The sequence below is a fragment of the Mesorhizobium robiniae genome (assembly GCF_040545535.1).
Classification (GTDB): Bacteria; Pseudomonadota; Alphaproteobacteria; order Rhizobiales; family Rhizobiaceae; genus Mesorhizobium; species Mesorhizobium robiniae.
On sequence record NZ_JBEPMC010000002.1, the window covers coordinates 784107 to 797884 of the forward strand.

Below are 13778 nucleotides of genomic sequence, written 5' to 3' on the forward strand. Positions count from 1 at the left end.
AAGTGCTCCTGAATTATCCCATCCAGCCAATAGCTACTCAGCGAGCCGTGATCAATGGTCCAAAAAAGCATGGTTGACGGCGGCAAGCGGAACGGTCCATCTTGAGAATGAGAAGTCTGTGCAGTGATGCTAATGAGTAAAAAATTCCAGCGACGGGTCCAGCCGCATCGTGAGGCACCGAAAAGGTGACAGCGCAAGGCACGGCTCCCGCCCTGAAGCACACGGCGCAGAATGACGCCGCCGAAGCCATCCATGTCGAGAACCTGCATAAAAGATTCGGCGAACTGCATGTGCTGAAGGGTGTTTCGCTGTCGGCGCGCGACGGCGAGGTCATCGCCATCATCGGCGGCAGCGGCTCGGGCAAGTCGACGCTGCTGCGCTGCATCAATTGCCTGGAGAATCCGACCAGCGGGATCGTTCGCGTCAATGGCGAGGAGATCCGGATGAAGGCCGACAGCTATGGCCACACCGTTCCCGCCGACCGCAAGCAGATCGAGCGCATCCGCTCCAAGCTCGGCATGGTCTTCCAGAACTTCAATCTGTGGAGCCACATGACGCTGATCGAGAACGTCATCGAGGTTCCGGTGCATGTGCTAGGCGTCAAGCGCGACGTGGCTATCGCCGAAGCCGAAAAGCTGCTCGCCCGCGTCGGCCTGGCCGAAAAGCGCGACGTCTATCCGGCCTATCTGTCCGGCGGCCAGCAGCAGCGCGCGGCCATCGCCCGTGCGCTGGCCATCAATCCGCGTGTCATGCTGTTCGACGAGCCAACCTCGGCGCTCGACCCGGAACTGATCGGCGAGGTGCTGAAGGTAATCGGCGATCTTGCGCGCGAAGGACGCACCATGGTGCTGGTCACCCACGAGATGAAGTTCGCCCGCGAGGTCGCGTCACATGTCGTCTACCTCCACAACGGGCTGGTCGAGGAAGAAGGGCCGCCGGAGCAGATCTTCGGCGCGCCCAAATCCGAAAGGCTGAAGCAATTCATCCGCAACATCGGTTAAGCCGAGGCGGATGGAAAAACGGGAACAACAACAAACTGGGAGTTATTGAAATGAAGACCGTTCTGAAGACATTTGCCGCAGCGCTTCTGCTCGGTGTCGCCGCCATGGGCGTGGCCAAGGCCGATCCGGTCAAGATCGGCGTTGCCGCCGAACCCTATCCGCCATTCACCTCGCCGGACGCCTCGGGCAAATGGGTCGGCTGGGAAATCGAATTCATCGACGCGGTCTGCGCCGAGCAGAAACTCGACTGCGTCATCACGCCCGTTGCCTGGGACGGCATCATCCCGGCGCTGACGACCAAGAAGATCGACGTCATCGCCAGTTCCATGTCGATCACCGACGAGCGTAAAAAAACGATCGACTTCTCCGACAAATATTACAACACCCCGACCGCGATAATCGGGCCGAAGGACCAGAAGTTCGGCGCGACCCCGGAAGATCTCAAGGGCAAGATCATCGGCGTCCAAGTTTCGACCGTGCATGCCGACTACGTCAAGAAGCACTTCACCGAAGCCGCGGAAATCAAGGAATATCAGACTCAGGACGAGGCCAATCAGGATCTTGCCGCCGGTCGTGTCGATGCGGTGCAGGCCGATTCCATCGCGCTCGATGCCTTCCTGAAATCGGATCAGGGCAAGCAATGCTGCGACCTGAAGGGCACGGTCGCGCCGGACCTGGCAATCCTCGGGCCTGGCGTCGGCGCCGGTGTTCGCAAGGAGGACACCGAGCTGAAGGAGAAGATCAACGTCGGCATCAAGGCGATCCGCGCCAACGGCAAATATGACGAGATTTCGAAGAAATACTTCGATTTCGATATTTACGGCGCCGACCCACAGTCGAACTGACGGCATCCCTGAGCGAATAACCACGCGGCGCCGACAGCGCGCCGTGTGGCTTCGTCGAAATCCACCCATGCAAGCCTTCCGCTGACGGCATCGCCGGCGGTTTGGCGCCAGCAATTCGGGGGCGACGCTGATCGACGCATTTCTTCCGGCCTCTGCGGCCCGTATCATCGAACTGCTTTCGCCGACGCCACCTGGCTGGGGCGGAACGCTTCTGGTCGGACTGCTCCACTCGGTCGAGATCGCTGCCGGTGCGTTCGGCCTCGGCCTCGTGATCGGCATTTGCGGTGCGTATGGCAAGCTCTATGGCGGGCCTGTGATACGCGATCTGCTGGCGGTCTATACGACGATCGTCCGCGCCGTGCCGGAGCTGGTGCTGATCCTGCTGCTCTATTATGCCGGCACCGATTTGATCAACCAGCTGCTGACGGCAATGGGATATCAGCGCATCGACATCAGCGGGCTGGTGGCCGGCATTGCCGTGCTCGGCTTCGTCCAGGGCGCCTATTCGACCGAGGTGATGCGGGGCGCGATCCTTGCCATTCCGCAAGGCCAGATCGAAGCAGCGCGCGCCTATGGCATGTCTCCCGGCCTCCTGCTGCGACGCATCACGCTGCCGGCGATGCTGCCTTTCGCCATACCCGGCCTTGCCAATCTCTGGCTGATCGCCACCAAGGACACCGCCCTGCTGGCGGTCGTCGGCTTCTACGAACTGACATTGGCCACGCGGCAAGCGGCGGGCGTAACCAAGGCCTATCTCACATTCTTCCTCGCCGCGGGCGTGATCTATCTGCTGTTGACGCTGGTCTCCAATCTGATCATCGGCCGCATCGAGGCCCGGGCTCGGCGCGGCATGCCCTCCCTCAAGGAGGCGCGTTGATGGCTGGCGAAGCGATCATCGTCAATGTTGCCCGAGCGTCGCTGTGGCTGCAGCCGCACCGTATCGTGCTGATCCTGATCGGGCTGGCTCTGGTTCTAGCCGCCGCCTTCTTCATGCGCTGGGACTGGCTGCCGCAATATTATGAAATGGCGCTTGTCGGCATCTGGCGCACGCTCTGGATCCTGGCCGTGACCTGCATACTGGGCTTCACGCTCGCTGTGCCGCTAGGGCTGGCGCAAGCGGCCGGGCCCTTCTGGTTAGCTGCGCCCGCAAAGGCTTTCTGCACCATCATCAGGGGAACGCCGCTGCTGCTGCAGCTCTGGCTGCTCTACTACGGGCTCGGCTCGCTGTTTCCGCAGTATCCATGGATACGCGAATCCTGGATGTGGCCATATCTGAGGCAAGCATGGCCCTACGGCGTCCTGGCGCTGACCTTGTCCTTCGCCGGTTACGAGGGCGAGGTGATGCGGGGCGCCTTTGCCGGAGTACCGAAAGGGCAGCTCGAGGCCGCCCGCGCGTTCGGTATGAGTCGCTGGAAGATCCTCCGGCGGATCTGGCTGCCGCAAGCCTTCTACCGAGCGCTGCCGACGCTGACCGGCGAAACCGTGCTGCAGCTGAAATCGACGCCGCTGGTGGCGACCATCAGCGTAATCGACATATTCGCCGTCTCGTCCAAGGTGAGGCAGAGCACCTTCCTCACCTATGAGCCCTTGCTGCTCCTGGCGTTGATCTATATGGCGATCACCGGCATCCTGGTCTTCGCCCTCGGCAAGATCGAGGCGCGGATCCCGAACAAGCTCGGCTAGCGAACAGGGAGTAGCAAATAGCGAATAGTTCGCTGATTCCCCCTACTCGCTACTCACTATTCGCTACTCACTTAGGAACCCAGTGCGATGCAACTCAGTCTCGACCAGGCAACAGGACTGTGCCGGATGGCGGCGCTCGGCGCCGGCGCCAATGAAGAAGCGGCGCAGTCGCTCGCAGCTTCTATCGTCGCAGCCGAGGCGGAAGGGCTGTCCACGGTCGGGCTGTCGCATTTCATCGACTATCTCGAGGCGCTGGAGGCCGGCCGCATCGACGGCAAGGCCGAGCCGGTCATTTCCAGGCCGGCTTTGGCGGTCTACCTCTCCGACGCGCGCGGCGGCCTGGCGCATACCGGCTTCGACCGCACGATCGACGATCTCGCCAAGGCGGCGCGCCTGTTCGGCGTTGCCATTTTTTCGCAGAAGAATGCCTACACGTGCGGCGCGCTCGGCTATTTCACCGGGCGGTTGGCCGCCCAGGGTCTGGTGTCCTTCGCCGCGACCAACGGGCCGGCCGTGCTTGCCGGCTCCGGCTCGGTCAAGCCGGTCTATTGCACCAACCCGATGTCCTTCGCCGCACCCGCCGCCGACGGAGCGCCACTGGTCATCGACCAATCGTCGAGCGCGACTGCCTTCGTCAACATCCGCAAGGCGGCCGAGGACGGCAAGAGGATTCCAGAAGGCTGGGCGCTGGACGCGAGCGGCAACCCGACCACCGATCCGGCAGCAGCCATGAAAGGCGCTATGCTTGCCTTTGGCGGCCAGCGCGGTGCCAACATCGCGCTGATGGTCGAAGTGCTGGCGGCGGGCCTGTCGGGCGCCAACTGGTCGCTCGATGCACCATGGTTCACCGCCGGGCCGGACAGCCCGGGAACCGGCCTCTTCGTCCTCGCCGTCGAGCCCAAACTGCTCGATCCGGACTTCGAAAAGCGCATGAAAGACCAGCTCGACCGGTTGCGCCGCCGCTACGGTGTGCATGTGCCTGGCCGCGCCCGGGCTGAGGCGGCGGAGAAGGCGGCGGCACGGGGCATAACGGCGCCCAAGGCCGTGGTTCAACGCATTTCGGAATTCGCCGAGCGCTATTCTTCCTGACACCGTCCCAGGTCAGGCCGCCTCGTTGGACCCTGACGCCGCGTGAATGTTGCCGGAAAACCCCGCTTTGGCGGGATTTTCCGGGCCAAAGCAGAAAACATGCTGTTGGTAGTCAACTTTTGTTCATTTGACATAGCCGGACCTGTCGGGCGTTTCCAAACATCGGCAAAAAAGAGGAGCCCCAATGTCTGCAACTACCGAAAATCCCCGAAAAAGCCTTGTCATCCCAGCCCTGGGTGGCCTGTATTCGGCCTTGCATGATGCCGGCGAGACGCTCCTGCGTGTCGTGGCCGGTGTCTTCCTCACCATCCACGGCTCGCAAAAGATCACCGACCCGTTCGGCGCTGCCGAGATGGTCGAAGGCCTCGGCTTCTATCCCGGCGCATTTTGGTCGTTGCTTCTGGCCTGCACCGAGTTCTTCGGCGGCATCCTCATCGCCATCGGCCTGTTGACCCGCCCGGCCGCCTTCGCCGGAATGTTCGTGCTTCTCGTCACGGTCTGGTTCCATTGGGTCACCATGGGGGAAGGCTATTCGGGCGCCGAAAAGTCGCTGCTGTGGGCGGCCATCCTGTTCTTCTTCGTCATCCGCGGCGGCAACCGCCAATCGGTCGACGCACGCATCGGCAAGGCGTTCTGAACCAGCCGAAGCAGAGGCATCGGCGACAATCGATCGCCCTTTGCCTTTGATGCGAAACCGATTATGAAACGGCTTCAGCCTAACCCAGTAGATCTGGGCCCCAGTAAATCTGGAAACTGCAAATCTGGAAACTGCGCCGGAGCCAGCAATGACCGAAATCCTGCAGACCCCAAAGCTCGTCGTCGTGTTCGGCGGCTCGGGCTTTGTCGGCCGCCACGTGGTGCGGGCACTGGCCAGGCGTGGCTATCGCATCAGGGTCGCCTGCCGCCGGCCCGATCTTGCCGGCCATCTGCAGCCGCTCGGCAATGTCGGCCAGATCCAGCCGGTGCAGGCCAATGTTCGCGTGCGCTGGTCAGTCGACCGCGCCGTGGAGGGCGCCGACCATGTCGTCAATCTGGTGGCGATCCTGCATGAGAGCGGCCGGCAGAAGTTCACGACCGTCCACGAATTCGGCGCACGCGCGGTCGCCGAAGCGGCGCGCGCCGTCGGCGCCGGCCTCACCCATATCTCGGCGCTGGGCGCCGATCTGAACGCGCAATCGGACTATGCGCGCACCAAGGCGCTCGGTGAAAAAGCGGTCCTGGAGACGATCGAGGATGCCGTCATTTTGCGGCCGTCGATCAATTTCGGGCCGGAAGACAGCTTCTTCAATCGCTTCGCCAACATGGCGCGCTATTCGCCGGTGCTGCCGCTGATCGGCGGCGGGCAGACCAAATTCCAGCCGGTCTATGTCGGCGATGTCGCCGAAGCGGTGGCGCGCTCGGTCGACGGCAAGGTCCAGCGCGGCCGGATCTATGAGCTTGGCGGACCGCAGGTGCTGACCTTCAAGGAATGCATGCAAGAAATGCTTGCCATGATCGACCGCAAACGGCTTCTGGTGTCAGTGCCGTGGTGGGTGGCGAACATGCAGGCATCGATCCTCGGGCTTTTGCCCAATCCGCTGCTGACCAAGGATCAGGTCCTGCAGCTGCGCGAGCACAACATCGTATCGGACGCGGCCACCAGGGAAAACAGGACGCTCGTCGGCCTCGGCATCCAGCCGCAGTCGATCGGCAGCATCCTGCCGAGCTATCTCTGGCGCTACCGCGCCGCCGGCCAGTTCCAGCGCAAGACGGCGGCATAATTCCAGCCAATCAGGCGCTCACGAAAAGCGTCGCGTGACCTGCATCGGCAGGCCGCCCTGCGGTTGCGTCGTCAGTTTCTGTACCGGCCACGGTTTGGTCTCCGCGGTGGTGTCGAAGCGGAAGCGCGACAACATGATGGCCAGCGCGATGATCGCCTCCTGCATGGCAAAGCTGGCGCCGATGCAGACGCGAGGTCCGGCGCCGAACGGCAAATACTGGAAGCGGTCGATCTTCTCGCGATTTCCCGGATGGAAGCGTTCGGGCATGAAGGCGTCGGGCCTGTCCCACAGCTTGCGATGGCGGTGGACGACCCAGGGCATGACCAGCACCGCGGCGCGCTTCGGTATAGTGAGGCCGTTCCAGGTTTCGGGCTCGATCGGCTCGCGGTTGATCGACGGCGCCGGCGGATAAAGCCTGAGCGCTTCGTCGAAGGCGGCGCGGGTCAACGGCATGGCGTCGAGCCACTTTGTCGGGTCTGGCTCGCGCGCCAGCACGGCGTCGATCTCGCGTTCGATCTTTTCGCGCTCCCAAGGCGCTTCGGCCAGGCAATAGAGCGTCCAGCCGAGCGCACGCGCCGTGGTCTCATGGCCGGCGCCGATGAAAGTGATGATGTTGTCCTCGACCTCGGCGCGCGTCAGCCCGTCCGGTCCCTCCGCCTTGAGCAAAAGCGTGAGGAAATCCTGCGGCACCTTGTCCGGATCGCGCTTGACCCGCTCTTCGCGCATCTTGACGGTGTCGGTGACGATCTTGCGGAAATAGGCCATGGTCTTACGGCCGCGGATGCGGGTCAGGCGCGGCAGCCATTCGGGTGCCCGCAACAGGTCGAGCGGATCGACGCGCCCCATGGTCTCGAACAGCCGGTCGATCTCCTTGGCGAAGCTGCCCGGTTCGCCTGATATCTCGCCGGAAAACAGCGTCTCGGCCAGGATGTCAAAGGTAAGCAGCGTCATGTCGTGAGCAATGTCCGACGTGCCGCCGCCCTCGTAGCGCGTGACGAACTCCCGCGTGCGCCTCAGCATCGGCTCGGCGAAACCGAAGATATGGCGCGGCGTGAACACCGGCGCCATCGCCTTGCGTGAACGCCTCCATACCTCGCCTTCAGCGGTCAGCAAGCCATCGCGCAGGATCGGCCGCAGGATCATCTGCCGCACCGTGGCCATCTTGTAGTTCTTCGCGTTGTCGACCAGCACGTGGCGGATCAGGCCGGGGTCATTGGCGATGACCAACGGCCCACCGATGCCGGTCACCGATATCCACGGTTGGTTGTAGGTCGGCTCGCCCCATAGTTCGAGCGGATTGCGGTAGACGATGCGGATCATCTCCAGCGTCGAAGGCGGCGACGTGCGCGGCTTCGGCGCCGGCGGGACGAAGGGGGCGGGCTGACTGTCCATGGCGTGCTCCGCTGGTGACCACAATGTAGGGGGCCGCAAGGCGGGCGTCCATGTGACCGAACGGCAAAGGCGAAGCACTTCGCTCTCCGGAATGTGCCTAGTGCATCTAGGCGGTTGTTTGGGCATCGGATTTTCCGAAAACCGGTCGTCCATCCCGGGTCAGTCCCGGAGCAGGCTTGGGGTCCGATGCCTTTAACCGGCCAAGCGTGCTCTTCCTCCTTTTGGAAATGCTTGCAAACCTTGGAAAAACCGCCTTTTGCGCCTATATCTAGGACATCAAGGACGCGCGATTCGGAGCAGATTTTTAGCGCTGGATATGCGGCATCAATCAGACAGGTTTTCATGAGCGATCAGATCGACAACGCCAGCGGCGCTGAGGCCGAGTACGGCGCCGATTCCATCAAGGTTTTGAAGGGGTTGGATGCCGTCCGCAAGCGGCCGGGCATGTATATCGGCGATACCGACGACGGCTCGGGCTTGCACCACATGGTCTACGAGGTGGTCGACAACGCCATCGACGAGGCGCTGGCCGGCCATGCCGACCTCGTCACGGTAACGCTCAACCCCGACGGTTCGGTAACGGTCATCGACAATGGCCGCGGGATTCCGACCGACATCCACACTGGCGAGGGCATTTCGGCGGCCGAAGTGATCATGACGCAGCTGCATGCCGGCGGCAAATTCGACCAGAACTCCTACAAGGTGTCCGGCGGCCTGCACGGCGTCGGAGTCTCGGTGGTCAACGCGCTGTCGGCGTGGCTGAAGCTGAAGATCCGTCGCAACGGCCAGATCTACGAGATGAGCTTCACGCATGGCAATGCCGACGCGCCACTGAAGGTCACCGGCACTTACGAACAGCGCAAGGTTGCCGGCACTTATGAAGGGCGCAGCGGCAGCGAGATCACTTTCTTTCCGTCGGCCGAGACGTTCACCATGGTCGAGTTCGACTTCGGCACGTTGGAGCACCGGCTGCGCGAACTCGCCTTCCTGAATTCCGGCGTGCGCATCATTCTGACCGATGCCCGCCATGCCGACGTGGTGCGCCATGAGCTGCACTATGATGGCGGACTGGAGGAGTTCGTCAAATATCTCGATCGCGTCAAGAAACCGCTGATCGACAAGCCGATTGCCATCAAGGCCGAGCGTGACGGCATCACCGTCGAAGTCGCCATGTGGTGGAACGACAGCTACCACGAGAACGTGCTGGCCTTCACCAACAACATCCCGCAGCGCGACGGCGGCACGCACCTTGCCGGTTTCCGCGGCGCGCTGACCCGCCAGATAACCGGCTACGGCGAATCCTCGGGCCTCACCAAGAAGGAGAAGGTGGCGCTGATCGGCGACGATTGCCGAGAGGGGCTGACGGCGGTGTTGTCGGTCAAGGTTCCCGACCCGAAATTCTCCTCGCAGACCAAGGACAAGCTGGTCTCATCCGAAGTCCGCCCGGTGGTGGAAGGGCTCGTCAACGAGGCGCTCGGAACCTGGCTCGAAGAGCATCCGTCCGAGGGCAAGGTGGTCATCGACAAGGTCATCCAGGCAGCAGCGGCGCGCGAAGCCGCGCGCAAGGCGCGCGACATCACCCGCAAGAGTTCGCTCGGCGTCACCTCGCTGCCCGGCAAGCTGGCCGACTGCCAGGAACGCGATCCGGCAAAGTCCGAAATCTTCATCGTCGAGGGCGACAGCGCCGGCGGCTCGGCCAAGGGCGGCCGTTCGCGCCAGAACCAGGCAATTCTTCCGCTGCGCGGCAAGATCCTCAATGTCGAGCGGGCGCGCTTCGACCGCATGCTCGGCTCCGACATGATCGGTACGCTGATCACCGCGCTCGGCACCTCGATCGGCAAGGACGAGTTCAACGCCGACAAGCTGCGCTACCACAAGATCATCCTGATGACCGACGCCGATGTCGACGGCGCCCATATCCGCACCTTGCTGCTGACGTTCTTCTTCCGCCAGATGCCGGAGCTGATCGAACGCGGCCATCTCTACATCGCCCAGCCGCCGCTCTACAAAGTGACGCGCGGCAAGAGCTCCCAATATATCAAGGACGAAAGCGCCTTCGAGGAATTCCTGATCGGCTCGGGGCTGGAGGAGGCGTCGCTCGCGCTCAGCACCGGCGAGGTGCGGGCCGGACAAGACCTGCGCAGCGCCATCGACGATGCGCTGGCGGTGCGCCAGCTCATCAACGGGCTGCACACACGCTATAACAGAGGCGTGGTCGAGCAGGCGGCGATTGCCGGCGCGCTCAACCCGGAGGTTTTCGCCGATCTCGGGCGGGCCAACGACATGGCCGAGCGTGTCGCGCGGCGTCTCGACATCATCGCCGAGGACACCGAACGCGGCTGGATCGGCCGCATGTCGACCTCGAACGAAGGTATCGGCGGCTATGTGTTCGAGCGCACGGTGCGCAGCGTCAAGGAGTTCGCGCATCTCGATCTCGCACTGATCAACTCGGCCGATGCCCGCCAGCTCGACCGCTATTCGCCGCGTCTTGCAGAAGTCTATGGCGAGCCGCCGGTGCTGCGCCGCAAGGATGTGTCCGAGACCATCTCGGGACCGCTGGCGCTGCTCAACGCCGTGTTTGCCACCGGCCGCAAGGGGCTGACTATGCAGCGTTACAAGGGCCTCGGCGAGATGAATGCCGAGCAGCTCTGGGAAACCACGCTCGACCCGAACGTGCGCTCGCTGCTGCAGGTCAAGGTCAACGATGCCACCGACGCCGACTCGCTATTCTCACGGCTGATGGGCGACGAGGTCGAACCCAGGCGCGAGTTCATCCAGGAAAACGCGCTATCGGTGGCCAATCTGGATATCTGAGGCCCAATCCGGGTGCTCAATTTTGGATGCTTGAGACATAGTTGGTAGGCTTAGGCTTACCAATCATGTCTACCGCCCCGCAACAAAGATCACTGAGGGCCTACCGGAACGGAACGGCTTCCAAGGCATTGTAATCGATCAACGATCACAATAGCCGCAGGAGGCACTCATGGGACGTGGCATTTTGCTCTGGCTTCTCGGAGTCCCGATTCCGATCATTATTCTCATCATGCTCTTCGCACGGTAGGGGGCTGACATGCCAACCCTAACGGCTGTCGACGTTTCCGCACCGACGGAATCCTCCTCCACCGCTGTCAGCTGGGGGCCGATCATTGCCGGCGCGTTTGCTGCCTCGACGCTGACATTGATCCTGATGCTGCTCGGCTCCGGGCTCGGACTGACCATGGTTTCGCCTTGGTCCGGCTTGAGCACGTCGGTCACAACTTTCGCAGCCTCCACCGCGGCGTGGCTGATCATCGTGCAGTGGCTGTCGTCGGCTCTCGGCGGCTATCTTGCCGGGCGGCTGCGCACCAAATGGGTCGGCGTCCACACCGATGAAGTCTTTTTCCGCGACACCGCCCACGGCTTCCTAGCTTGGGCGCTTGCGACCTTACTCGTTGCCGCGGTGCTCGGTTCGGCACTCTCAGCAGCTATCGGAACTGGTGTCCAGGCCGCTTCGACTGTCGCGTCGGGCGCGGCGATGGGCGCTTCGGCGGGCGCTAGCGCAAATGTCGGAGACGGCTCGACCGACAACGCAACGTCGTACTTCGTCGATACGTTGTTCCGTCCGACCGATGCGGCCAGGCTTGCCGCCGCCAATCCGGAGAGCGATGCGGCGGCGGCGGCCCAGGCTTCACGCATATTGATCGCGAGCGCAGCAGCAGGCGAAGTGTCAGCCGACGACAAGACCTATCTGTCGCAGCTGGTGGCTGCTCGAACGGGGCTGTCGGAACCAGATGCCAGGGCCCGTGTCGATGCGGTTATTGCCAGGGCACAGGAAGCGAAGGCCCAAGCCCAGCAGGCCGCCGATACCGCCAGGAAGGCGGGTGCCAGTTTTGCGCTGGTTGGTGCGCTGTCGCTGGTCGTCGGCGCCTTCATCGCGAGCGCTGCGGCGGCACTTGGCGGCAGGCAACGAGATGACGAGGAGGCGGTCTTCCTGACCAACCGTTGATCGGTGCTTGATGGGCTCTATAGATGCTGGGACTTTGCCCGGCATCTCGCCGAGAGGAGCGGGGTCCCTATTTCCCGGCAGCAACCGTCGACGCCGCCTGGCTTGGCTCCAGTTTGCGGCCGAGGTCGACTGCGTCGCGCAGCACGTCAATATGTGAGCGCGGCCTGCCAGTGGCTGCGGCGATCTCGACACCGATGGCCTTTAGCGACCAGTAGAGCCTGTGGGTGAAGATGCGGCCAAGCGAACTGCGCAGCTCGACCTGAATGTTCTCCACGCCAGGGCCGAAATTTTCTGCCATCGATCCGGAAATCGGATCGCCCGTCAGCCAGCCATTGCCCCGGTCGAAGATGTTGGTCCAACGCGTCGCGGCAAACACTGCACCATGATGGACCGCCCGCTGCGGCTTGCCCGAACGGCTGCGCCCTTCCTGGTAGAGGACGGTTCCACCGGCCGCAGTCTCGGCGATCGGGGGACATGCCGAGAACAGCCGCTCGACAATGCCGCGCCTGAATTCAGCGAGATTGGTGGTCACCAGAAACTCACTGTGGGTGAGAGGACTGCCGAGCGTGACGAAATCGCTGATCTTCCACGGTAGCGGATGATCGGCGTCCCTGACGCGAAGCTGCCGGTAGAGTTCCCATTGGGCGCGCCGGAATCCGGAAAAATCATCCAAGCTGTCGGGCCAAGTAGAAATATCAGCGCTGAGCAGGGTCTTGTCGACGGCGAGGATCGCTTTCAGTCTCGCCTTGTCGCGAACGGCTTCCAGCTTTCGGGGCCTGAAATCGGCCCACAATATCTGCAGCAGATCATAGGCGATGATCGATCCCAGGCTGTGCGAGACCAGCACGATCCGGTCGTAGCCATCGTCCATCATGAGACGCTTCAGCAGCGTCAGGCCACGGTCGCGGACAAGCGCGCGCTTCTCGACGGTTGCGGCTTCAGCACGCACATAGGCGGCCACATCGCCGAAATAGGGCAGGCCAAAGCGGTCCACCAACCAGAGGATGACCGAGGCCAGGATCGTGACGAGCGTGCCCGTAGTCCAGGAAATATACCCTTGCCAGGCCGACGTGACGAGCACGAGCGCTGCGGCCAGGATGACGATCACGGCCATAAGCGTGACGACATAGAGCCCGCGGGCGTCGCGCGGAATATCGGCAGGCTTGCGCCAGAGCAGGCTCGTCACCCAGGCTGCGAGCCGGCCCCGCGTCGTGCCTTGCGTGATGTCGGCCCAGTAAAGCTCGTAGAAATCGGTGCGGCGGCCATCGACATCGTAAGGAGTGGTGATCCGGCGAAGCTCATGCGAGTTGGTCCGGCTGTCGGGCGTAATCCAGCTCTGGTTGATCTTCTCGCCGCCAGGGTCGGCGGGATCCGCGACATGGGCATAAAACGGCGCGCGGGCGGGGTCATGGCTCCAAACGGCCTGAACAAATTCCCTCAACGTGCCCATGGGTCGCTGTTCGCCCATGCCATGCACGATGACTACCGCCTGGCCGAGCTTGCGCTGCGCCTTTCCAGAGGCCGACGGCGGACTGGCTGTGACGGGCGACGCAGCAGGATGAGGGTCGGACACCGGTACCTCCGTAGGTGCAAATCCCGTCCAGAATTTACCCATGGTAACTCTGAACCCGGCATGAGAGCAAAGGAGGCCGGTGACCTGATGCTCAGGGCCAAGAAAAACCCGGCGCGGAGCCAGGTTTCTTCAAGTGATTAATGGTGCGCCGGGTCGCGAACCCGGATCAGTGATCCATGGCCTTGACGATTTCTTCGGTCATCTTCTTGGCGTCGCCGAGCAGCATCATGGTGCCGTCCTTGTAGAACAGCGTGTTGTCGATGCCGGCATAGCCGGAGCCGAGCGAGCGCTTGACGAACAGGCAGGTGCGCGCCTTGTCGACGTCGAGGATCGGCATGCCGTAGATCGGCGACGACTTGTCGTCGCGGGCGGACGGGTTGGTGACGTCGTTGGCGCCGATGACATAGGCGACGTCGGCTTGCGCGAATTCGGAGTTGATGTCCTCCAGCT

12 protein-coding genes are annotated in these 13778 nt (G+C 62.8%); 9 read left to right on the top strand and 3 right to left on the bottom strand.

The window, feature by feature from the left end:
* Positions 1-185 precede the first annotated feature (185 nt).
* From ABID19_RS08070 to ABID19_RS08100, 7 genes are all read left to right on the top strand, one after another.
* Entirely contained in the window at positions 186-1001 is an 816-nt protein-coding gene (locus ABID19_RS08070) for an ABC transporter ATP-binding protein (protein WP_354489438.1), read from the top strand.
* 50 nt (positions 1002-1051) lie between these two features.
* A complete protein-coding gene (locus ABID19_RS08075; RefSeq protein ID WP_354489440.1) occupies positions 1052-1846 on the top strand; it encodes a transporter substrate-binding domain-containing protein in 795 nt (264 codons plus the stop codon).
* Between the two features lie 211 nt (positions 1847-2057).
* Complete coding sequence (locus ABID19_RS08080; RefSeq protein ID WP_354489514.1) at positions 2058-2723, top strand: ABC transporter permease; 666 nt, start codon at positions 2058-2060, stop codon at positions 2721-2723.
* Positions 2723-3529 carry an ABC transporter permease gene (locus tag ABID19_RS08085; RefSeq protein ID WP_354489442.1) on the top strand — a complete coding sequence of 269 codons (807 nt, stop codon included), beginning with the start codon at positions 2723-2725 and terminating at the stop codon, positions 3527-3529. Before ABID19_RS08080 ends, ABID19_RS08085 begins: the two co-directional genes overlap by 1 nt.
* An 87-nt stretch (positions 3530-3616) precedes the next feature.
* On the top strand, positions 3617-4618 hold the full coding sequence (locus ABID19_RS08090; RefSeq protein WP_354489443.1) for an Ldh family oxidoreductase: 1002 nt from the start codon (positions 3617-3619) through the stop codon (positions 4616-4618).
* A gap of 184 nt (positions 4619-4802) precedes the next feature.
* Positions 4803-5255 carry a DoxX family protein gene (locus tag ABID19_RS08095; RefSeq protein ID WP_354489445.1) on the top strand — a complete coding sequence of 151 codons (453 nt, stop codon included), beginning with the start codon at positions 4803-4805 and terminating at the stop codon, positions 5253-5255.
* Between the two features lie 148 nt (positions 5256-5403).
* On the top strand, positions 5404-6378 hold the full coding sequence (locus ABID19_RS08100; RefSeq protein WP_354489447.1) for a complex I NDUFA9 subunit family protein: 975 nt from the start codon (positions 5404-5406) through the stop codon (positions 6376-6378).
* Positions 6379-6396: 18 nt separating this feature from the next.
* On the opposite strand, the gene ABID19_RS08105 is transcribed toward ABID19_RS08100, so the two are convergent.
* The gene (locus ABID19_RS08105) at positions 6397-7770 is read right to left on the bottom strand and encodes a cytochrome P450 (RefSeq protein WP_354489449.1); all 1374 of its coding nucleotides are present in this window, start codon (positions 7768-7770) and stop codon (positions 6397-6399) included.
* A gap of 342 nt (positions 7771-8112) precedes the next feature.
* On the opposite strand from ABID19_RS08105, the gene gyrB reads away from it, so the two are divergent.
* Positions 8113-10584: a DNA topoisomerase (ATP-hydrolyzing) subunit B gene (gene gyrB, locus ABID19_RS08110; protein ID WP_352926485.1), complete on the top strand. Its 2472-nt coding sequence runs from the start codon at positions 8113-8115 to the stop codon at positions 10582-10584.
* Positions 10585-10840: 256 nt separating this feature from the next.
* Positions 10841-11755, top strand: a complete 915-nt coding sequence (locus ABID19_RS08115) for a hypothetical protein (protein ID WP_354489451.1) — start codon at positions 10841-10843, stop codon at positions 11753-11755.
* 67 nt (positions 11756-11822) lie between these two features.
* Here the strand turns inward: ABID19_RS08115 and ABID19_RS08120 are convergent, their stop codons facing one another.
* Both ABID19_RS08120 and ABID19_RS08125 read right to left on the bottom strand, forming a co-directional pair.
* The gene (locus ABID19_RS08120; RefSeq protein ID WP_354489453.1) at positions 11823-13328 is read right to left on the bottom strand and encodes a hypothetical protein; all 1506 of its coding nucleotides are present in this window, start codon (positions 13326-13328) and stop codon (positions 11823-11825) included.
* Positions 13329-13494: 166 nt separating this feature from the next.
* The coding region (locus ABID19_RS08125) for an NAD(P)(+) transhydrogenase (Re/Si-specific) subunit beta (protein WP_140497278.1) at positions 13495-13778 on the bottom strand (284 nt) is incomplete at its 5' end.